20 protein-coding genes are annotated in these 20,154 nt (G+C 58.8%); 16 read left to right on the top strand and 4 right to left on the bottom strand.

Going from position 1 to position 20,154, the window contains the following annotated elements; all coding sequences use genetic code 11:
• Positions 1-96: 96 nt before the first annotated feature.
• Positions 97-894 carry an NAD-dependent epimerase/dehydratase family protein gene (locus tag G6L97_RS14970; RefSeq protein WP_065705287.1) on the bottom strand — a complete coding sequence of 266 codons (798 nt, stop codon included), beginning with the start codon at positions 892-894 and terminating at the stop codon, positions 97-99.
• 175 nt (positions 895-1,069) lie between these two features.
• Here G6L97_RS14970 and kduI point away from each other — a divergent pair, with 175 nt between their 5' ends.
• From kduI to G6L97_RS14930, 8 genes are all read left to right on the top strand, one after another.
• Entirely contained in the window at positions 1,070-1,894 is an 825-nt protein-coding gene (gene kduI, locus G6L97_RS14965; RefSeq protein ID WP_003517924.1) for a 5-dehydro-4-deoxy-D-glucuronate isomerase, read from the top strand.
• Entirely contained in the window at positions 1,891-2,634 is a 744-nt protein-coding gene (gene kduD / locus G6L97_RS14960; protein WP_065663049.1) for a 2-dehydro-3-deoxy-D-gluconate 5-dehydrogenase KduD, read from the top strand. The genes kduI and kduD overlap by 4 nt, the downstream gene beginning before the upstream one ends.
• A gap of 113 nt (positions 2,635-2,747) precedes the next feature.
• A complete protein-coding gene (gene kdgD / locus G6L97_RS14955; RefSeq protein ID WP_003517921.1) occupies positions 2,748-3,659 on the top strand; it encodes a 5-dehydro-4-deoxyglucarate dehydratase in 912 nt (303 codons plus the stop codon).
• A 24-nt stretch (positions 3,660-3,683) separates the two neighbouring features.
• The gene (locus tag G6L97_RS14950; protein ID WP_111842051.1) at positions 3,684-4,820 is read left to right on the top strand and encodes a D-galactarolactone cycloisomerase; all 1,137 of its coding nucleotides are present in this window, start codon (positions 3,684-3,686) and stop codon (positions 4,818-4,820) included.
• Complete coding sequence (locus tag G6L97_RS14945; protein ID WP_174003208.1) at positions 4,817-5,695, top strand: amidohydrolase family protein; 879 nt, start codon at positions 4,817-4,819, stop codon at positions 5,693-5,695. Before G6L97_RS14950 ends, G6L97_RS14945 begins: the two co-directional genes overlap by 4 nt.
• A 146-nt stretch (positions 5,696-5,841) precedes the next feature.
• A complete protein-coding gene (locus tag G6L97_RS14940; protein ID WP_174003205.1) occupies positions 5,842-6,819 on the top strand; it encodes a TRAP transporter substrate-binding protein in 978 nt (325 codons plus the stop codon).
• Between the two features lie 77 nt (positions 6,820-6,896).
• On the top strand, positions 6,897-7,418 hold the full coding sequence (locus G6L97_RS14935) for a TRAP transporter small permease (RefSeq protein WP_013761414.1): 522 nt from the start codon (positions 6,897-6,899) through the stop codon (positions 7,416-7,418).
• Positions 7,419-8,699: a TRAP transporter large permease gene (locus tag G6L97_RS14930; RefSeq protein ID WP_097100252.1), complete on the top strand. Its 1,281-nt coding sequence runs from the start codon at positions 7,419-7,421 to the stop codon at positions 8,697-8,699.
• A gap of 29 nt (positions 8,700-8,728) precedes the next feature.
• Here G6L97_RS14930 and G6L97_RS14925 read toward each other — a convergent pair whose 3' ends face one another.
• Entirely contained in the window at positions 8,729-9,655 is a 927-nt protein-coding gene (locus G6L97_RS14925; protein ID WP_019566472.1) for an AraC family transcriptional regulator, read from the bottom strand.
• Between the two features lie 211 nt (positions 9,656-9,866).
• On the opposite strand from G6L97_RS14925, the gene G6L97_RS14920 reads away from it, so the two are divergent.
• The 6 genes from G6L97_RS14920 (at position 9,867) to G6L97_RS14895 (ending at position 16,814) form a co-directional block, all read left to right on the top strand.
• Positions 9,867-10,748, top strand: coding sequence for a carbohydrate ABC transporter permease (locus G6L97_RS14920; RefSeq protein WP_003517909.1), 882 nt, complete (start codon positions 9,867-9,869; stop codon positions 10,746-10,748).
• Between the two features lie 4 nt (positions 10,749-10,752).
• The gene (locus G6L97_RS14915; RefSeq protein WP_019566471.1) at positions 10,753-11,637 is read left to right on the top strand and encodes a carbohydrate ABC transporter permease; all 885 of its coding nucleotides are present in this window, start codon (positions 10,753-10,755) and stop codon (positions 11,635-11,637) included.
• A gap of 2 nt (positions 11,638-11,639) precedes the next feature.
• Complete coding sequence (locus G6L97_RS14910; RefSeq protein ID WP_035199333.1) at positions 11,640-12,740, top strand: ABC transporter ATP-binding protein; 1,101 nt, start codon at positions 11,640-11,642, stop codon at positions 12,738-12,740.
• Between the two features lie 43 nt (positions 12,741-12,783).
• A complete protein-coding gene (locus G6L97_RS14905) occupies positions 12,784-14,049 on the top strand; it encodes an ABC transporter substrate-binding protein (RefSeq protein ID WP_112154410.1) in 1,266 nt (421 codons plus the stop codon).
• Positions 14,050-14,161: 112 nt separating this feature from the next.
• On the top strand, positions 14,162-15,733 hold the full coding sequence (pglA, locus tag G6L97_RS14900) for a polygalacturonase PglA (protein WP_174003202.1): 1,572 nt from the start codon (positions 14,162-14,164) through the stop codon (positions 15,731-15,733).
• Positions 15,720-16,814 (top strand): glycoside hydrolase family 88/105 protein, encoded by a 1,095-nt coding sequence (locus G6L97_RS14895; RefSeq protein WP_112153402.1) that lies wholly within the window; start codon positions 15,720-15,722, stop codon positions 16,812-16,814. The genes pglA and G6L97_RS14895 overlap by 14 nt, the downstream gene beginning before the upstream one ends.
• A gap of 45 nt (positions 16,815-16,859) precedes the next feature.
• Here the strand turns inward: G6L97_RS14895 and G6L97_RS14890 are convergent, their stop codons facing one another.
• Together G6L97_RS14890 and G6L97_RS14885 are read right to left on the bottom strand one after the other, a co-directional pair.
• Positions 16,860-18,122 (bottom strand): ATP-binding protein, encoded by a 1,263-nt coding sequence (locus tag G6L97_RS14890; RefSeq protein ID WP_111789576.1) that lies wholly within the window; start codon positions 18,120-18,122, stop codon positions 16,860-16,862.
• A complete protein-coding gene (locus G6L97_RS14885; protein WP_211391350.1) occupies positions 18,119-18,850 on the bottom strand; it encodes a response regulator in 732 nt (243 codons plus the stop codon). Before G6L97_RS14885 ends, G6L97_RS14890 begins: the two co-directional genes overlap by 4 nt.
• Before the next feature lie 203 nt (positions 18,851-19,053).
• On the opposite strand from G6L97_RS14885, the gene G6L97_RS14880 reads away from it, so the two are divergent.
• On the top strand, positions 19,054-19,719 hold the full coding sequence (locus G6L97_RS14880; protein WP_174003200.1) for a hypothetical protein: 666 nt from the start codon (positions 19,054-19,056) through the stop codon (positions 19,717-19,719).
• Positions 19,720-19,845: 126 nt separating this feature from the next.
• Positions 19,846-20,142, top strand: a complete 297-nt coding sequence (locus G6L97_RS14875; RefSeq protein ID WP_127966340.1) for a hypothetical protein — start codon at positions 19,846-19,848, stop codon at positions 20,140-20,142.
• The last annotated feature ends 12 nt before the right edge of the window (positions 20,143-20,154 follow it).

The following is a 20,154-nucleotide window of genomic DNA, read 5'->3' as shown; positions in this document are numbered from 1 at the left end:
CGGTATTCCTCGATACGTCATTCGCGGTCCGGCTTGCAATCCCGCTGCACGCGCAGGAAAGACCGGTTATCATGCCTGTCGGTCCCGAATGGCATTTCACGTCGCCTTGAAGATCGGATTGTCGATGAAAACGCCGCCCTGAAAACGCGCCACCGCATCTTTAGGGTCTGGTTGCGGTGTTGTCTCGGCAATGTGCTGCCGGAAAGTCTCGGCGTTGTCCTTCGGTTTCCAGCCAAGCCAGCCGAGGTGGGAATTGTCCCACCAGCCCGCGTCATTGGCCGATGCGCCCCAGATGACCGGGCAGCCGAGCACCGGCGCGCGGAAAACCGCCTCGATCAGCGATACGAAATCATCCTGCGAAAACCAGGTCGACAACATACGGTGATTTTGCGGTTCCGGCGTGCAGGAGCCGATGCGGACCAGCGCCGTTTCCTGGCCGAATTTTTCGAAATACATGCGGGCGAGGCTTTCGCCGAAACATTTGGACACGCCGTAAAGACCGTCCGGCCGGAAGGGAACGTTGGGGCCAAGCCGCTCTGTCTGGGAATAATAACCGATCGTGTGATTGGAGCTGGCGAAGACGATTCGCGGCTGCCCATGGGCGCGGGCCGCCTCATAGAGGTTATAAAGCCCGATGATATTACCGTGAAGGATCTGCTCGAAAGGCCGCTCCACCGATATGCCGCCAAGATGGACGATGCCGTCACAATCGGCGACCATCGCATCGACGGCGCTGGCGTCGGCCAGATCGCATTGCACGCATTCCTCGTTCGGCCCGGCAGGATCGAGCGGCGAAAGATCGGCAAGACGCAATATCTCGGCCATGGGTGCGAGGCGCTTGCGCATGACGCGGCCGAGCTGGCCAGCCGCACCGGTAACAAGAAGCCGTTTCATTGCAATTCTCCCTAAACGAATGGACTGCGGATCATCGAGGCTGCGGGAAACCCCATTCAACGTCTCCGGCGTGGTCGAGATATCCAGGTTCCTCTTGACCTTGTCATACAGATCGTACAAAAAGCGGATAACATATATTATGTCCTATACGCAACAATCATGAAGGATGAGTTTGATGCTGACCGTCGAAACAAGGCAGGCCGTCAACCCGGAATATGCAAAAACGCTCGATACCGATGGGCTTCGCAAGCATTTCCTCGCCAACGACATGTTCCGTTCCGGCGAAATCAGGCTGATCTATACCCATTACGACCGTTTCGTCATGGGCGGCGCGGTGCCTGATGGTGCCCCGCTGATGCTGGACAAGGTCGAGGAAACCAAGACGCCGTCGTTCCTTGACAGGCGCGAGATGGGAATCGTCAATATCGGAGACACCGGCACCGTCAACGCTGGTGGCGAGACGTATACGCTCAATCGTGGCGACGTTCTGTATCTCGGTGCGGGAAGCGGTGCGGTGACCTTCGATGGCGCGGGCCGGTTCTACATCACTTCATGCCCGGCGCATCGCAGCCTGCCGGCAAAGCTCGTCAGCCTTGCCGACAGCAAGGAGGTCAAGCTTGGTGCGACCGAGACCTCCAACAAGCGCACAATCAACCAGTTCATCCACCCGCTGGTCATGGAAAGCTGCCAGCTCGTGCTCGGCTATACGACGCTAGAGGACGGCTCCGTCTGGAACACCATTCCGTCGCATATTCATGATCGCCGCATGGAGGCCTATCTCTATTTCGGCATGGATGAAAAGTCGCGCGTTCTGCACCTGATGGGTGAGCCGCAGGAAACGCGGCATCTCTTCATTTCCAACGAAGAGGGTGCCATTTCTCCGCCCTGGTCGATCCATTCCGGCGCTGGCATCGGCTCTTACACGTTCATCTGGGCCATGGCTGGAGACAATGTCGATTATACCGACATGGACTTCATCCAGCCGGGGGATCTGAAATGAAAAATCCCTTTTCGCTTCAAGGGCGTAAGGCGCTGGTGACGGGTGCCAATACGGGGCTTGGTCAAGCAATCGCCGTCGGCCTCGCCGCGGCCGGCGCGGAAGTTGTCTGCGCCGCCCGCCGCGCGCCGGACGAGACGCTGAACATGATCGCGAAGAACGGCGGCAAGGCCGCCGCATTGTCGATTGATTTTGCCGATCCACTCGCCGCCAGGGACAGCTTTGCCGACGCCGATTTCGATATTCTCGTCAACAATGCCGGCATCATTCGCCGCGCCGATTCCGTGGAGTTTTCAGAACTCGACTGGGATGAGGTGATGGACGTCAATCTCAAGGCGCTGTTTTTCACCACGCAGGCCTTCGCCAAGGAATTGCTGGCGAAAGGTCGTCCGGGCAAGGTAGTCAATATCGCCTCGCTACTGTCGTTTCAGGGCGGCATCCGCGTACCGTCCTATACGGCGGCGAAGCATGGCGTTGCGGGTCTGACCAAGCTTCTGGCAAATGAGTGGGCCGCGAAGGGCATCAACGTCAATGCCATTGCGCCCGGTTACATCGAAACCAACAATACCGAGGCGTTGCGGGCGGATGCTGCCCGCAACAAGGCCATTCTCGAGCGTATCCCGGCAGGCCGCTGGGGGCATTCTGAAGACATCGCCGGGGCGGCGGTTTTCCTCGCCTCGCCGGCGGCCGACTACGTGCATGGCGCCATCCTCAATGTCGATGGTGGCTGGCTGGCGCGCTAATGTGCGCCGGTTTTCAAAATTCATCATATAACTTGTATGATGACTTGTTGACAAATATGCGGCAAGCGGTTTAGGTGGCTTCCAGTCAGTGAACTTGCAGAGGAATACGGATTATGAACCCTGAACAAATCAAGGCGGCGCTTGGCTCCGGCCTGCTCTCCTTCCCGGTAACGCATTTTGATTCCGAGGGTCGTTTTGCGGCCGATAGCTACAGGGCGCATGTCGAATGGCTTGCCGGTTACAAGGCGCCGGTGCTGTTTGCCGCCGGCGGTACGGGCGAGTTCTTCTCGCTGAAGCCGGATGAAATCCCTGCTATCGTTTCGGCTGCCAAGGAAGTGGCCGGTGAAACGGCAATCGTTTCCGGCTGCGGCTACGGCACCGAAGTTGCGGTTGATATCGCACGCTCGGTAGAAAAAGTCGGTGCTGATGGCATCCTGCTTCTGCCGCATTACCTCATCGATGCGCCGCAGGAAGGCCTTTACGCGCACATCAAGAAAATATGCCAGTCGGTCGGCATCGGCGTCATGGTTTATAACCGCGACAATTCGGTGCTTCAGGCGGATACGCTGGCGCGTCTCTGCGATGAGTGCCCGAACCTCGTCGGCTTCAAGGACGGCACCGGTGATATCGGTCTCGTTCGCCAGATCACCGCCAAGATGGGTGACCGCCTGATGTATCTCGGCGGCATGCCGACGGCGGAACTGTTTGCCGAAGCCTATCTCGGCGCCGGTTTCACCACCTATTCCTCGGCCGTCTTCAACTTCGTGCCGGGCCTTGCCAACGAGTTCTATGCGGCGCTGCGGGCCGGCGAGCGCGCCACCTGCGAACGCATCCTGACGGAATTCTTCTATCCGTTCATGGCGATCCGCAATCGCGCCAAGGGTTACGCTGTCTCCGCCATCAAGGCTGGCGTTCGCCTGCAGGGCTTTGATGCGGGTCCAGTGCGCGCGCCGCTGAAGGATCTGACGAATGAGGAAATCGGCATGCTCGATGCCCTGATCGGCACGCACAAGCGCAAGGTGTGATCAAGGTATAACGGGAGGGGAACGATGAAGATCACAGCGGTGCGCACGCATCTGCTCGAACATCGGCTGGCCACGCCGTTTGAAAGCGCATCCATGCGCTTTGACCGGCGTGCCCACGTTCTGGTCGAAATCGAATGCGATGACGGGACAGTCGGCTGGGGCGAATGCCTCGGTCCGGCGCGACCGAACGCCGCCGTGGTTCAGGCCTATTCCGGTTGGCTTATTGGCCAGGATCCCCGCCAGACCGAAAAGATCTGGGCTGTGCTTTACAATGCCCTGCGCGACCAGGGCCAGCGCGGCCTCAGCATTACAGCCCTGTCCGGTATCGATATCGCGCTGTGGGATATCAAGGGAAAGCATTACGGCACCTCCATCTCCATGCTGCTCGGCGGGCGCTGGCGCGAAAGCGTGCGCGCCTATGCCACCGGCAGCTTCAAGCGTGATGGGGTCGACCGCATCTCCGACAATGCCAATGAGATGGCTGAGCGCCGTGCAGAGGGTTTTCACGCCTGCAAGATCAAGATCGGTTTCGGCATCGAGGAGGATCTTGCGGTCATTGCCGCCGTGCGCGAAGCGATCGGGCCGGATATGCGGCTGATGATCGACGCCAATCACGGCTATACCGTTACCGAAGCCATCGCGCTCGGCAATCGTGCGGCTGAATACGGCATCGACTGGTTCGAGGAGCCGGTGGTTCCGGAGCAGCTCGATGCCTATGCCCGCGTGCGGGCGGGCCAACCAATCCCGGTTGCGGGAGGCGAGACCTGGCACGGGCGTTACGGCATGTGGCAGGCGCTTTCCGCCGGTGCCGTGGATATTCTCCAACCAGACCTCTGCGGTTGCGGCGGCTTTTCCGAAACGCAGAAGATTGCCACGCTTGTCACGCTGCACGGCGTGCGCATTGTGCCGCATGTGTGGGGCACGGGCGTGCAGATCGCCGCTGCCCTGCAGTTCATGGCCGCGATGGTGCCCGATCCGGTGCGGGTAAACCCCATCGAGCCGATCATGGAGTTCGATCGGACGCATAATCCGTTCCGTCAGGCCGTGCTGCAACAGCCGATAGAGGCGGTGAACGGTGTCGTCGCCATTCCCGATGGTCCCGGTCTGGGCATCGAGATCAACCGCGACGCACTCGTTGAATTCAGGATGCCACAGCCATGAGCGAACTTGTCAGAAAACTAAGCGGGACACCGCCGCAGCCAGCATTCCCAAAAGGGGCGGTCGATACTCAGATGCATATGTATCTGCCCGGTTATCCAGCCTTGCCGGGTGGGCCGGGCCTGCCGCCGGGTGCGCTGCCGCGGCCTGAGGATTATCGCCAGCTCATGCAATGGCTCGGCATCGACCGCGTCATCATCACCCAGGGCAACGCCCAACAGCGAGATAACGGCAACACGCTGGCCTGCGTGGCAGAAATGGGCGAGGCAGCCCGCGCGGTGGTGATTATCGATGAGAACACGACTGAAAAGGACATGGAAAGACTTGCCGCTGCCGGTGCCGTGGGCGCCCGTATCATGGATTTGCCTGGCGGCGCGGTGAGCCTATCGGAACTGGAAGCGGTGGATCAGCGTGCCCATGCTGCCGACTGGATGGTGGCAGTTCAGTTCGACGGCAATGGGCTTCTCGATCATTTGCCGCGTCTTGAAAAAATCCGCTCGCGCTGGGTCTTCGACCACCATGGTAAATTCTTCAGGGGTATCGACACGGATGGCCCGGAGATGGCGGCACTTTTGAAGCTCATCGATCGCGGCAATCTCTGGTTCAAGTTTGCCGGTGTTTATGAAAGTTCGCGCGACGCCTGGCCCTATGAAGATGTTGCGGCCTTTTCGCGCCGTATCGCTGCCCATGCGCCGGAGCGGATCGTCTGGGGGACGAACTGGCCGCACAATTCGGTCCGCGAGACGGCTGCCTATCCGGATGATGCCCGCCTTGCGGAGCTCACACTCGGCTGGCTGCCGGACGATGCGGCCCGTCACCGAGCGCTGGTAGAAAATCCAGAAGCCCTGTTCAAGCTGCCGCCACTCAAGGCGGTGTAGTTTCAATTCGGGATGGTTGGGGAAACGGAGGTCCCCATCATCCTTTGCAGATGAAAGGTCTTTGCATGCCGGCCCGGATGGGCGTGAAAAATTCGGTCCGTTAGCCTTGGAGGGGTGGGGCCGCTGTTACAACGGAGGAGGAAGAAATGAAAAAGATTGCAAGCATGATGTGCATCGCGATGGGGATCGCGCTGTCAGGCGTTTCCGCCAAGGCGCAGGAAATCACCCTGCGCTCGGCCGATATTCATCCCGACGGTTATCCGACGGTTGAAGCCGTGAAATATATGGGCGAACTTCTGTCGGAACGCTCCAATGGCCGCATCAAGGTGCAGGTCATGAACAATTCGGTTCTCGGCGGTGAGAAGGATACCATCGAGCAGACCCGCTTCGGCGTCATCGACATGAACCGCGTCAACGCTGCGCCTTTCAACAATCTCGTCAAGGAAACCACCGTTCTCGGCCTGCCTTTCCTGTTCCGTTCGACGGAACACATGCACAATACCGTAGACGGCCCGATCGGCGATGAGGTTCTGGCAGCTTTCGAACCGCACGGCCTGATCGGTCTTGCCTTTTACGATTCCGGTGCGCGTTCCTTCTACACAACCAAGAAGCCCATCGAAAAACTGGCGGACCTGAAGGGCCTCAAAATCCGCGTGCAGCAATCGGATCTGTGGATCTCGATGATGCAGGCGTTTGGCGCCAACCCTACGCCGATGCCGATGGGCGAGGTTTACTCCTCGCTTGATACAGGCGTTGTCGATGGTGCGGAAAACAACTGGCCGTCCTACGAATCCGCCCGTCACTATGAAGTGGCGAAGAACTATTCGCTGACGGAACATTCCCTCAATCCGGAAATCCTCGTCATCTCCAAGATTTCCTATGACAAGCTGTCGCCGGAAGATCAGAAGCTGCTGCGTCAGGCAGCCAAGGATTCCGTTGGCAAGATGCGTGAATTGTGGAGTGCGCGCGAAAAGGCCTCGGAAGAAAAAGTACGCGCCGGTGGCGCCAACGTCATCAAGGTCAATAAGGAAGAGTTCGCCGCCGCGATGGGGCCGGTCTACGACAAGTTCGTCACCGATCCGAAAATGAAAGACCTTCTTGAGCGGGTAAAAGCCGTCAAGTGACATAGGGAAAACCGGCTCTGGCAACAGGGCCGGTTTTCTTTTGTCGTCATTGGTCTGAGGTTGGAGGAGGAAGGCAAATGCGAAACTTCATGCGGGCGATCCGCCCATTTCTCGGCGCGCTCAGCCGTGCGTCACTTTACATCGCCGGCGTCGGCATGGTCGCCATGACCCTTATCGTCGGCTGGCAGGTGTTTGCCCGTTATATCCTGAACGATTCACCAAGTTGGTCCGAGCCGCTGTCGCTTCACCTCATGTCATGGTTCATCATGCTGGGGGCGGCGGTGGGCGTGCGTGAAAGCGTGCATCTGGGGCTGGATATTCTGCGCTATATGATGCCGCCGCGCATACAGGCGGCGATGGACCTGACCAGTCTGGCACTGATCTTCTTTTTCGGGGTTGGCATGTGCTGGTACGGAACCGTCCTCTCTGCCGGAACATGGACGGCGACGATCCCTGTTCTTGGATGGCCGGGCGGCATGGATTTCTTCCCGCTGATCGGTGGCGGTTTTCTGATCGCGCTGTTTGCAGCCGAACGCTTTATCGATCTCGTCATCGGCGAGGAAATCGCGGCGGATGTGTTTGTGCAGGAGGCCGCGTAAATGGCTTACACAATCCTCTTCGGTGTCTTCACCCTTCTGATGCTGATCGGTACGCCGATTGCGTTCTGCCTCGGCATTGCCTCCTTCGCCACCGTTCTTTATCTCGGCCTGCCGCCCGTCGTGGTCTTCCAGCAGATGAACTCCGGCATGAACGTGTTTGCGATGATGGCGATCCCGTTCTTCATCTTCGCGGGTGACCTCATGGTCCGCGGCGGTATAGCCCATCGTCTGATCCGTTTTGCGGCCGGTCTTGTCGGTCATCTGCGCGGCGGTCTGGGGCAGGTCAACATCGTCGCTTCGACATTGTTCGGCGGCATTTCCGGCTCGGCTGTCGCCGACGCCTCGGCCGTTGGTGGCCTGATGATCCCGCAAATGGCCAAGCGCGGTTATGACCGGGATTACGCCGTCAACGTCACTGTCAACGCCGCCATCATCGCGCTGATGATCCCGCCTTCGCACAATATGATACTTTATTCGATCGCGGCGGGTGGCAATGTTTCGGTGGCCGATCTCTTCACCGCCGGCATCATTCCAGGCCTGCTGCTTGCTGCGGCCCTGATGGTCACCGCCTATATCGTCGCGCGGCGCAAGGGTTACCCGTCCGAGCCGTTTCCCGGCTTTTCGAAGCTGATGTATTATCTTCTGGCGTCCTTTCCCGGCATTCTGTTGATCGGCATCATCTTCGGCGGCGTTCGTTCGGGTATCTTCACCGCGACGGAGAGCTCCTGCATTGCCGTTCTCTACGCTTTCCTTGTTGCCATGCTTGTCTATCGTGAGCTGGACTGGAGCGGTTTCGTGGAAGCGGTGATGGGGGCGGTTCGTACGACAGCGATGGTTCTGCTCGTCATCGGCACGGCTGCGTCGTTCGGCTGGTTGATGGCGTTTCTGCAGGTACAGACACTGATGATCGCGACAATCAGCGCGATTTCGGACAATCCGATTATCGTGCTTCTGGTCATCAACGTCATTCTGCTCTTACTCGGCACTTTCATGGATATGGCGCCTATGGTCATCATTTCCACGCCGGTGCTTCTGCCTGTCGTGAAGGCCTTCGGCATCGATCCCGTGCATTTCGGTGTCGTGATGATCCTGAACGCCGGTATCGGTCTCAATACGCCGCCGGTCGGAACGGTGCTCTTCGTGGGATGTGCGGTTGGCGGCATAACGATACGGGAAGCGATGCGAACGATCTGGCCATTCTTCGGCGCCAGCATAGCCGTGCTGCTCGCCGTCACCTATATTCCGTCGCTTTCACTCTGGTTGCCGTCACTTTTCCGGTAGTTCCAAAGCTTTATCGCAAGAAGGCCCCGCTATGCCGGGGCCTTTTGCATTTCGGTGGCAAGCAGCCTCTGCTGTTCGTGCTCGTCAAACGCCATCAGATTGCCGTGCCTGCTGCGGCGTATCCTGTTCATGTGGTCGCGGGGGCTCAACCCCAATGTGCGCTTGAACATCCGCGAAAAATAATAGGGATCTCCATAACCCACTTCTGCCGCCGCAGCCGCAACTGAAAGCCCGGCTTCAAGAAAATGCATGGCACGTTCCATGCGTTTGAATTCCTGATACTTCCTCGGCGTGCGCCCCACCCGTTTCTGGAACTCACGCAGGAAATAGTCGCGATTATAGGGGGCTGCGTCGGTCGCCCTTGCGGCGATTTCAGGGTCGAGCGGATTGGCGGAAATCATCGTGATCGCTTTCATGACAGCCAGATCCAGGGCTTCGGCACCTTCCGGCTGGAAACTCGGACGGTCGACCCATCCGAGAAATGCATCATCGATAAATGCGATCAGCAACACCATGAACAGGTGATGCTGGCCAAGCGTGACAGAGGAGGGCGGAGCGCTCTGCCGATAGTGGCGCACCAGCGGCTCCAGCAGCGGCCAGCGGCTCAGCGAAAGTTTCGGCTTGAGGTCCATCTGCGCGACAAGGTTGTGACGACCGTAAATATCCAACGTGAAATGCTGTGCCACTCCCCGATAGGTGACGGCCTGTTCATTCCAGCCGATAAAATGCTGCCCCCTGAAAATCAGCATGGCGTCGCCAGGCTCCAGCACCCGTGCTTCACCGTCCACGAGATAATGCCCGCGACCCTCCAGGCAGATAATGAGATCGTCCACCTGATTGGATTTGTCGATCTGCCAGGTGCGGGAGTGCTCCATCTTGATCGTGGCGCGCGTGAGATTAAGCGTGAGCGCCGCAGGCGGAACGGACGAGAGAATACCACCTTCGATTTCGTCCATCTTTTTCCTCGTCTTTGTTAATTCACCTTGGCTCGGAAATTTGGTTTTGTCACCTCACAAACTGCTAATGCGCGCCGTATCAATGAGGGAGGAGATCGGCTGCGGCGAGAAATCGCGCCATCATGCGCCCGCCGTCAGCCGTTCCGGGAGAATCACTTGCACGAAATTGTATTCTGTTATCCGCGCCTTTCCGGGGTGGGGGAGGAGCGTCATGAAATCTAATCGCTTCCTCGGGCTGGGATATCTGACGCCCTACATCATCGGACTTCTGGTTTTCACGGCGATCCCGTTTCTGGGTTCCCTGTATCTCAGCTTCACCCGCTACGACCTGATGAGTGACCCCACATGGGCGGGACTGGCCAATTACGAGCGGCTTTTCACCCGTGATCGCACGTTCATGAAATCCCTGAACGTCACCCTGTTTTATGTGTTTCTGACGGTGCCGTTGAAGCTTGCCTTCGCGCTGTTCATCGCAGCGATACTCAATTACAAGCTGCAATTCATCAATTTTTTCCGCACCGCCTTTTACGTTCCGTCCATCCTCGGCGGTTCGATCGCGATTGCGGTGCTGTGGCGCTACATCTTCGCCAGCGAAGGGCTGGCCAACATGGCGCTGGCGGCAATCGGCTTGTCGCCGGTCGACTGGTTTGGCGATCCCGCCAATGCGCTTTTTACAATTACGCTGCTGCGCTGCTGGCAGTTCGGTTCGGCCATGGTGATCTTTCTCGCCGCGCTGCAATCCATCGACAAGTCGCTTTATGAGGCAGCGGCAATCGACGGCGCAGGCAAGGTAAAGACGTTCTTTTTCATCACCCTGCCGCTTCTGACGCCGGTCATCTTTTTCAACCTGATCATGCAGATGGTGCAGGCATTCCAGGAGTTTAACGGGCCTTACATCATCACCCAGGGCGGGCCGTTGAAGTCTACCTATCTGCTGCCTCTCTATATTTACGATGAGGCTTTTAAGAAGTTCAACATGGGCTATGCCTCCGCCATCGCCTGGGTTCTTTTCACCATCATCACCGTGCTGACCCTCGTGGCCTTCTGGTCCTCGAAAAAGTGGGTCTATTACGCCGGCGACAAGCGGAATTGATGCCATGACCGATATCGCAACCTTAAACGACATGCAGGCCGCCCGCCGGGCAAGGCTCCGGCTGTTATCGACCTCTGTCCGGTACACGCTGCTGTTCGCGGTCGGCTTCATCATGCTCTATCCGCTGATCTGGCTGGTCGGCGCAAGCTTCAAGACCAATTCCGAGATCTTTTCCGGTGCAGGTTTCATTCCTGAGACGCCAACGCTGGACGGTTACATCCGCGGCTGGGAGACTTCCACGCCCTACACCTTCGGCCGGTTTTTCTGGAATTCGTTCTTGATCATCCTGCCGAAGGTCATCGGAACGGCGATTTCCTGCACCATGGCGGCCTATGCCTTTGCGCGCTTCGATTTTCCGCTGAAGAAAATCCTGTTTGGCTCTGTCATCGCCATCCTGCTTTTGCCCAATGTCGTAACCCGCATTCCACAATATATCCTGTTTCGTGACCTCGGCTGGCTGGATAGTTTCCTGCCGCTATGGGTTCCCTCGGCACTAGCCGGTGATGCCTTCTTCGTCTTCATGCTTGTGCAGTTCCTGCGCTCGCTGCCCTCGGATATGGAGGAAGCCGCCCGTGTGGATGGCGCCAACAGTCTGCAGACGCTGGTTTACATCGTCGTGCCGATGCTGGCGCCGGCGCTGATCTCGGTCTGCCTTTTCCAGTTCATGTGGACGATGAACGACTTTCTGGGACCGCTGATCTACCTGTCCTCGGTCGATAAATATCCGGTGAGCCTGGCGCTCAAACTCTCCATCGACACCACCGAAGCCTTCGAATGGAACCGCATCCTGGCGATGTCGGTGCTGACGATCGCGCCTGCGCTCGTCGTGTTTTTCGCGGCGCAACGGTATTTCATTGAAGGGATCTCGTCTGGCGGGGTCAAGGGCTGAAAATGGCAAGCGTTCAACTTAAAAATCTCGAAAAAGTCTATGGCGGCAGCTTCAAGGCCGTGCACGGCATCAATCTCGAAATCGAGGACGGCGAGTTCATGGTCTTCGTCGGCCCGTCCGGCTGCGCCAAATCCACCACGCTGCGCATGGTGGCGGGGCTGGAGGAAATCACCGGCGGTGAAATCCTCATCGGAGATCAGCGCGTCAACGACCTGCCGCCCGGCAAGCGCTCCATTGCCATGGTGTTCCAGAACTATGCGCTCTATCCGCATATGAAGGTGCGCGGCAATCTTGCTTTTGGCCTCAAGATTGCCGGTGTTGCCAAGCCCGAGATCGAGAAGGCAATCGACAATGTCGCGCGCATTCTCGAAATCGAGCCCTTGCTGGATCGTCTGCCGAAACAGCTTTCCGGCGGGCAGGCGCAACGTGTTGCTTTGGGCCGCGCCCTCATCAAGAAACCGGGCGTGTTCCTGTTCGATGAGCCCCTTTCGAATCTCGATGCGAAGCTGCGCGCTTCCATGCGTGTGCGCATTACCGATCTGCATCGCCAGCTGAAGGCGGAGGGCCTCTCTTCGACCGTCGTCTACGTGACGCACGATCAGACGGAAGCCATGACCATGGGCGACCGTATCTGCGTCATGCAGGCCGGGCGCATCATGCAGGTCGCCACGCCGAAGGAACTCTACAACCGGCCCGCCAATCTGTTCGTCGCCGGTTTCATTGGCATGCCGGAAATGAACCTTGTGGATGTGGCGATCGACGGGGCGGAGTTCGTCATCGGTGGGCAACGTCTTCCGATAGGCGACCATCTGGAAAAGCGGCTTTCAGCCAGACCGGCAGACGCCGTCATCGGCATCCGTCCGCAGCATCTTTCGCTCGCCGGTGAGGCCGATGGGCCGGCGCTGCAGGCGAAACTGACCAACGCCGAATTCATGGGGCACGAGGTCTATCTGCATGCCGATCTGGGCGGACAGAAGCTCGTGAGCGTGGTGGGAGCAGCCGAATTCGAGGCGCTTGGGCGCGACGGCATTCTGCGACTGAAGCCGGACCCCGAGAAGCTGCATATTTTCGACAAGGCCGATGGCCGCAATGTCTCGCTGTGAGGAGGGGACGAGCGTGCCTGATTTTTCGAGGAGGAGAAGAACAATGAAGATGACGAGAACAATGGCGATGCTGGCCGGTGCTGCCTATCTGGCCACCGTGGCTGCGCCTGCGGCGGGTGCCGCGGAACTGCGTATGTCGTGGTGGGGCGGCGAAAGCCGTCATGTCGCCACCCAGAAGGCAATTGCCGCCTGCGGTGAAAAATACGGCCACACGGTCAAAGGTGAGTTTACCGGCTTCGACGGATATCTGGAAAAACTGACCACGCAAATGGCAGGCAAGACGGAAGCAGATATCGTTCAGGTGAACTGGCCATGGCTGCCGCTGTTTTCCAAGAATGGTGAAGGTTTTGCTGATCTGCGTCAGCTGAAACCTCTCGATCTTTCGCAATGGGCCGAGACGGATCTGGAAGCGGGTTCTATGAACGGAGTGCTTCAGGGCCTTTCAGTCTCCACCACCGGCCGCGTGTTTTTTTTCAACGCCACCACCTTCGAGAAGGCTGGTGTTGAAATCCCCAAGACATGGGATGAATTCTTCGCGGCAACAAAAACCATCAAGGAAAAGCTCGGCAAGGATCATTACACCTTCAATGCCGTAAAGGAGACTGCCCAGCTTCTCGTGACACTCGCCGTGGTGCAGAAAACCGGCAAGGATCTGGTCGACCCCAAGACCAACCGTGTCGCCTGGACGTCGGAGGAACTGGCGGAAGGTATCTCGTTCGTCGGCAAGCTGGTAGAAACCGGCTCCATTCGCTCCCAGAAAGAGGAAGCGGCCGATGGCAACGTCAATCTTTATGAAAAGCCGTCCTGGTCCGAAGGCCGTATCGCTGGTTCCTATGAATGGGATTCCACCTATTCGAAATATGCCGATCCCCTAAAGGATGGGCAGGTGCTGAAACCCGTGCCGATGCTGAAGCTCGCCGATGCCGTAACGGAAGGCGTTTATCGCAAGCCTTCCATGGTCTTTTCGATCTCGAAAAACTCGAAGAACCCTGAAGCGGCCGCGCAAATCCTGAACTGCCTGCTGAACGAGCCTGAGGGCATCGATGCGCTTGGCACGTCTCGCGGCCTGCCTGCTTCCAAGGCTGCGGCGCAGCGTCTGGGCGACAAGGGTGAGCCGGAAGTGCGCGCCGCCAACGCCATCGTCATGACGGCATCTGGACCGGTAGTTTCGCCCTTCAACGAACATCCGGAAATCCGCTCCGGCTTCATCGATACGCTGGAGGAATATGCCTATGGCCAGCTGACGGCGGAAGAGGCGGCTGAGCAGATCATCGATACCACCAATGACGTTCTGGCCAAATTCGATTGACGACAATGGCCCGCCGCCCTTGCGGCGGCGGGCTCTTTATCCGGTTGCCGGGTGACATGGGCATTCCCGCCGATTGTTTTCGCGGGACATGCACGAACAACGAGAAACGAGCATGAACGAACCCTCTATCATCGCGCTTTCGGCGCGAACGGCGGCGCTTTGCCTCGCTGTACCCGGTGCGCGATATCACCTGCCGCAGACGGCATGGCGGCTGACTTCGCAAGATGGTGATTTACGAGCCGGAAAAACCGCCACCGTGGTGACGCTGCTGCATGATCTGCGTCCGGATACGCGGTATGTGTTCGAAGCGGATGGGTTCGCAAGCCTGGAGTTCAGGACAGCGCCCTGCGCGGGGCTTGTCGAGGCGATGGCATTTTCGCTGACGCCGGATATTGCGCTTGACGACGAAGCCGGCGCACGCGCCAACGCCCGCGCTCTGGAAGAGGCAGTTGCCGCCGTGCCTGCGGGCGGCACGTTGCGATTTGCTGCCGGCCTTTGGACAGCGTTTCCCGTGCGGTTGAAAAGCGACATGACGTTTCATCTTGCGGAAGGGGCCGTGCTGCGCGCACCCTCCACCCGCAATGGCTGGCCGATCCTGCCTGCCCGCGATGAGACGGGCCGCATGCTCGGCAGTTGGGAAGGGCTACCGGATGCCTGTTTCGCTGCGCCGGTCCATGCCATCGGCGCAGATAATCTCGTGATCGAAGGCACAGGCGTTCTCGATGGTTCCGGCGACAGAGGCGACTGGTGGAGCTGGCCGAAAGAAACCCGTGACGGCGCGCGTCGACCGCGCGGCCTGCATCTCGTTTCCTGCCGCAATGTCGGGCTTTTCGGTTTCACCATTCGCAATGCACCGTCCTGGACGGTCCATCCACAGGGGTGCGAGACCCTGACAGCGGCGGGTCTCACAATCAGCGCTCCGCATAACAGCCCCAATACCGATGGCTTCAACCCGGAAAGCTGCCGCAACGTGACGATATCAGGCGTGCGCTTTTCAGTGGGCGACGATTGCATTGCTGTGAAGGCAGGCAAACGCGGGCCGAACGGCGAGGACGACCATCTGGCGGAAACACGCGGCGTCAGCGTACGCCATTGCCTGATGGAGCGCGGCCATGGCGGGCTGGTGATCGGCTCGGAAATGTCGGGTGGCGTGCATGACGTAACGGTAGAGGACTGCGACATGGTTGGCACGGATCGCGGCCTGCGTCTCAAGACGCGGCGGGGCCGTGGCGGTTCAGTCAGCAATGTCACCATGCGCCGGGTGTTGCTGGATGGCGTGCAGACCGCGCTTTCCGCCAATGCCCATTACCATTGCGATGCCGATGGGCATGACGGCTGGGTGCAGTCGCGAGACCCTGCACCTGTCGACGACGGGACCCCGTTTATCGACGGAATTACTGTCGAAGATGTGGAAATCCGCCATCTGGCACATGCCGCCGGCGTCTTTCTCGGTTTAGCGGAGGCCCCAATCCGCAATATCGCCATTCGCAATCTCACCATCGTCTCGCGTGATCCTGCAGCCGTGGCCACACCGCCGATCATGGCCGATGGGGTGCGCCCCATGCTGCATGAGGGGATCGTTTTCGAACAGGCTGAAATCATTTGCGACGATCCTGCGCTGCTGAGCGCCTCTGGCATTTCCCATTCACAGATTTCAATCGAGAAAACCCATGAAAGCCACTGATTATTTTGATCAATTCACCAGCCGATATAGGCACTACAAGGGCGGAAGCTGGTGTTATGAGGATGGCTGTGTCTATCGGGGTTTGCAGCACCTGTTCGAAGCGACCGGCGAGCGTCGCTGGAACGAACATCTGCATCGTCTGGCTGACACCCAGATAGCGGCAGACGGAGTGCTCGCCGGTTACGATCCTCAGGAATACAATATCGATCACATCCTTGCCGGTCGCATTCTGTTTCCTCTGGCAGCGGAAACGGGCGATCCGCGTTATCTCGCTGCGGCGGAACATCTTGCTGGCCAACTCCGCAGCCATCCGCGTACGGGCTCCGGTAATTACTGGCACAAGAAGCGTTATCCGCATCAGGTCTGGCTGGATGGCCTTTATATGGGACTTCCTTTCCAGATCGAATATGCGCAGGCGACTGGTGACGCCGAACTGATCGACGATGCGCTACAGCAATTCTCAACCGCACTCACGCTGACGGCGGATGCCGGTGGGCTCTATGTCCATGGTTATGACGAAAGCCGCAACCAGCGCTGGGCCGACCCCGTGAGCGGCCAATCCCCGGCCGTATGGGCTCGCGCCGTCGGCTGGCTCGCCATGGCGCTGGTCGATGCGTTGGTGATGTTGCCGGCTGATGGCGCAACGATCGAACTTCGGGAACGCGCGGGCCTACTTCTGGCCGGTATTGTTGCCCGGCAGACTAAAACCGGTCTCTGGATGCAGGTGCTGGACAAACCGGATCTTGCCGGAAACTACGAGGAAACCTCCGCTTCGGCGATGTTCGCCTATGCCTTACTGCGGGCTGCGCGGCTGGGGCTTTTGCAGGGCGAGGAGGCAAAGGCGGCTCTTTCGGCGGGCCGGTCCGCGCTTGATGCCCTGCTTGAGAGACAGCTCAAGGTGGACGAAAAGGGTATCGTCCGTCTCACCGGCATCGTGCATGTCGCGGGCCTTGGCGGTTTCGAGGGCAATTATCGCGATGGGTCTCCGGATTATTACCTGACCGAGCCGGTTGTATCCGATGACGCCAAAGGCGTCGGGCCGCTGATGATGGCCTATGCCGAAAGCCTGCTTTTGGCATGACGGCGCGGTCATCTTAACGGTCATAGGGTATTTTGTGGCATGAGATCATGCCACTTTTGCCAAGATCACCGTCTGGATCAGGCCCTGTTTTTTGTGGTTCGCGATGGTGATCGTGCCACCGAAGCGCTCGATGATTTCCCTGGCGATGGCAAGACCCAACCCCACACCAGGGATCGACTTTCGCCGCCCGAGATCGACCCGAAAGAAGGGCTCGAAAACCCGGCCGATCAGTTCCTGCGGAATGCCAGGGCCTTCATCACGGATTGTAACGACGACCTCGCTCTCGTCCTCGGTTAGATCGATCCGTGCCGTTTTGCCATGGGTGACGGCATTGAGGATGAGGTTGCGCAAGGCTCTTTTAAGCGCAAGCGGAGCGGCCTTGATGATCATGGCGGCTTCCGGTTTCATAAAGTCGAGGGTATCAGCGTAACCGAGATCAGAAAGTTCGCTGACGATTTCGCCGAGAAGCCTGCCGATATCGATCATCTTGACGGTATCCTGGCTCACTTCCTCGCGCACAAGCAGAATGGCGCTATCCGCGATGGCGTTCAGTTCCTCGAGGTCCGCCAGCCATTTGCCCCGCTCTTCGTCGTTTTCGATGAATTCTGCCCGCAGGCGCATGCGGGTCATTGGGGTTCTCAAGTCATGGCCAGCGGCTGCGACGAGGCGCATTCGGCTTTCCATTGCCGCCTTCAGGCGGCGGGCGAGTTCGTTCAAGGCCCGCGCCGTGGCGCGGATTTCACCCGGACCTGTTTCCGACAAATGGGGTAGCGAACCATCGGGTCCGATGCTTGCAGCGGCGTTTTCCAGCATGTCGAGGGGGCGGGTGATCTTTCTGGCAGCAAAGATGGAAACAGCAGCACTGCCAAGAATGATCAGCCCGATCCACATGCCGAAAATCTTCCAGCCGCCCGGGGGAGGACCCATATGCGGAATTTCCGCGACCAGCCATCCGCTTTTTTCCAGCGCTATAGCCGCCACCGGGGCACTACTTCCTGGCGCGCGGATCACAATTGCGGTGCGCGGCTCGCCAACCTGTGCAAGGGCCTTTTCTAGAAACTCCGAAAGCATTCCATCGAGATCACCTTCAGGCGGCTTCTGTTCGATGCGGAAATAGCGGGGTTGTTGCAGCGAGGGGTCGCGTTCGGCCATGGTCACGGCAAAGGCAAGGCTGCGGGCAACGGGCTCGATGGTGGCATCTGGCGGCGGCGGCTGCAATGTCTGATCTGCCACCACAGTTGCAAGCGCGATGACCGCGATGATGGAGACGATCAACAGTGCGGCGATACGGTTTCTGAGCGAGCTCATCGATGCACCGGCAGGGTTCTGACCTGAACCGTCATCTGGTAACCGCCATTGCGAACGGTCTTGAAGATCGGAGCCCGGGCATCGGTTTCGAGCTTCTTGCGCAACCGGCTCATCAACACGTCGACGGAGCGGTCGAACGGTCCCCGGTCCTTGCCCTGCGTAAGATCGAGCAGCTGATCGCGGGAAAGAAGCCGGCCGGGCCTGTCGAGGAAGACTTTCAGCAGATCGAACTCCGCCCCCGTCAGCTCGATCCTCTCACCGCTGGCGTGGATGACGGAGCGCTGTTCCGGATCGGCGGTGAAGTCCGCAAAACCATAAGCGGTGGATGAGCCGCGAGGTACTTCCTGAGGTACTGCGCGGCGCAGCACGGCCTTGATCCGCGCCGTCAGTTCTCGCGGATTGAAGGGTTTGCCAAGATAGTCGTCGGCGCCGATTTCCAGCCCGACGATCCGGTCGACATCCTCCTTGAGCGCTGTCAGGAGAATGACGGGCGTGCGCGGCCGGCGGCCTTGGAGATCGCGGCAGATATCGAGGCCGGAACCATCCGGCAGCATCACGTCGAGCACGATGAGATCCGGATCGGAGCAGGCGAACTGTTCTTCGAACTCACGCTTGTCGGCTGCCATCGAAACGCGAAACCCCTGCGAGCCGAGATATTTCGCGAGCAATGTGCGTATCTCCGGATCATCATCCACGATCAAAATATGTGTCACCGAAACTGTCGCCATATCGTCCAACCTTTTGATGCCACTATACATAAGCGGCGCAAAGAAACGGCGGATTTTTGCAACGAAAGCTTGCTGCGGCCGCTCTGGCAACATTCGGTTACAAATAGGCCGCGCGTGGAACAAGACCCGCAACATTCGGACCAAAGCCGGAAACGCTTAGCTCCTATCGTCTTCTCAGGTTGGAAAACGAAAAGGAAGGTAAGATGAGAAACGCTCTAATCGCCACCGCCGTCGTCGTGACAACTGTTCTTGGCGCTTCGGCCACCTCCCGGGCTGCGGAGCAGGGTGAACCAGTGCCGCAGGCATCGGAACAGGCCGTGCCGCCGCTGGCCAGTCCTGACTTCGGTTCGAATAGTGGTCCGGAGCAAAGGCTGCCGCATGGCCGCAAGATGGCCGGGCCTGAGATGCTACGCCCGGATATGATGGGGCCGGATATATTGGGCCCGGATATATTGGGGTTGGCGACGAAACTATCGGCAGCGGAAATCTATCTCGGCGTCACACCTGAACAGCTTGGTCCGTGGCGCGCCTATGCCACTGCGCTGATCGATCTTGTTTTGCCCACTTCGGAACTCAAGCCATTGCCGCCGAAGGGACCGGGTGCGACGGGGCTAGAGCCGCGTCTTGCCGGTGAGGAACTGGCCGGCATCACAATGAAAAAGGCAGAACAGGCTAAAGCACTTCAGGACGCAGCGGCTACGCTGAAACCGAAACTTTCGCCGCAGCAGGTGCAGAAGCTTGCTCAACTCGAACGCGCATTGATGCCGCCTCCGCCTCCCGTCCCGCATGATGGCCGTGCACGAGACGGTCGTATCGAGCCTCCGCATGGCGACATGATGCCGCCGCTGCCTCAGGCAGAGCGGGGCTGACGCCACTCTTCAAAGTTTCCTCCTTTAATAGCCCCCCAGCAAAGGAGGAAATCAGCCGGAAACGGCTGAAGCCGGGGGATCGCTCGCCTGCGATCCCCCGCGTGATTTTCAAGCGAGAAGATGATGATGAGATATTTCTACCTGATGCTGGCGACGGTTTTTGGTTTGAGCTTCGTCTGGTCGGTCGCTGCGGCCAGTGACAGGCCGGTGCGAGATCCGGCGGCGAAATTCCGGCAGGACGAACAGTGGCACCAACCCGTCTGTGCCAAGGAACGGCGCGAAAATGCACACGGCAAGCGTCGTCACAACACCTGCCGCAAGGCATCCGCCAGAAAGTCTGTTGCCGCCTATGAATGGATCGAAGCAGACAACGGCTTCATCCTTGTGAAACACGGCATGAGGTCGGTTTCTTCTTTTGAGTAGACCGGCCGGACA

This window comes from Agrobacterium tumefaciens (assembly GCF_013318015.2).
Lineage (GTDB): Bacteria > Pseudomonadota > Alphaproteobacteria > Rhizobiales > Rhizobiaceae > Agrobacterium > Agrobacterium tumefaciens.
This window is presented reverse-complemented; position numbering and strand designations above follow the sequence as displayed.

Coding starts and splice junctions, on each gene's coding strand:
- G6L97_RS14970 (WP_065705287.1), bottom strand. CDS start 894: ATGAAACGGCTTCTTGTTACCGGTGCGGCTGGCCAGCTCGGCCGCGTC.
- kduI (WP_003517924.1), top strand. CDS start 1,070: ATGCTGACCGTCGAAACAAGGCAGGCCGTCAACCCGGAATATGCAAAA.
- kduD (WP_065663049.1), top strand. CDS start 1,891: ATGAAAAATCCCTTTTCGCTTCAAGGGCGTAAGGCGCTGGTGACGGGT.
- kdgD (WP_003517921.1), top strand. CDS start 2,748: ATGAACCCTGAACAAATCAAGGCGGCGCTTGGCTCCGGCCTGCTCTCC.
- G6L97_RS14950 (WP_111842051.1), top strand. CDS start 3,684: ATGAAGATCACAGCGGTGCGCACGCATCTGCTCGAACATCGGCTGGCC.
- G6L97_RS14945 (WP_174003208.1), top strand. CDS start 4,817: ATGAGCGAACTTGTCAGAAAACTAAGCGGGACACCGCCGCAGCCAGCA.
- G6L97_RS14940 (WP_174003205.1), top strand. CDS start 5,842: ATGAAAAAGATTGCAAGCATGATGTGCATCGCGATGGGGATCGCGCTG.
- G6L97_RS14935 (WP_013761414.1), top strand. CDS start 6,897: ATGCGAAACTTCATGCGGGCGATCCGCCCATTTCTCGGCGCGCTCAGC.
- G6L97_RS14930 (WP_097100252.1), top strand. CDS start 7,419: ATGGCTTACACAATCCTCTTCGGTGTCTTCACCCTTCTGATGCTGATC.
- G6L97_RS14925 (WP_019566472.1), bottom strand. CDS start 9,655: ATGGACGAAATCGAAGGTGGTATTCTCTCGTCCGTTCCGCCTGCGGCG.
- G6L97_RS14920 (WP_003517909.1), top strand. CDS start 9,867: ATGAAATCTAATCGCTTCCTCGGGCTGGGATATCTGACGCCCTACATC.
- G6L97_RS14915 (WP_019566471.1), top strand. CDS start 10,753: ATGACCGATATCGCAACCTTAAACGACATGCAGGCCGCCCGCCGGGCA.
- G6L97_RS14910 (WP_035199333.1), top strand. CDS start 11,640: ATGGCAAGCGTTCAACTTAAAAATCTCGAAAAAGTCTATGGCGGCAGC.
- G6L97_RS14905 (WP_112154410.1), top strand. CDS start 12,784: ATGAAGATGACGAGAACAATGGCGATGCTGGCCGGTGCTGCCTATCTG.
- pglA (WP_174003202.1), top strand. CDS start 14,162: ATGAACGAACCCTCTATCATCGCGCTTTCGGCGCGAACGGCGGCGCTT.
- G6L97_RS14895 (WP_112153402.1), top strand. CDS start 15,720: ATGAAAGCCACTGATTATTTTGATCAATTCACCAGCCGATATAGGCAC.
- G6L97_RS14890 (WP_111789576.1), bottom strand. CDS start 18,122: ATGAGCTCGCTCAGAAACCGTATCGCCGCACTGTTGATCGTCTCCATC.
- G6L97_RS14885 (WP_211391350.1), bottom strand. CDS start 18,850: ATGGCGACAGTTTCGGTGACACATATTTTGATCGTGGATGATGATCCG.
- G6L97_RS14880 (WP_174003200.1), top strand. CDS start 19,054: ATGAGAAACGCTCTAATCGCCACCGCCGTCGTCGTGACAACTGTTCTT.
- G6L97_RS14875 (WP_127966340.1), top strand. CDS start 19,846: ATGAGATATTTCTACCTGATGCTGGCGACGGTTTTTGGTTTGAGCTTC.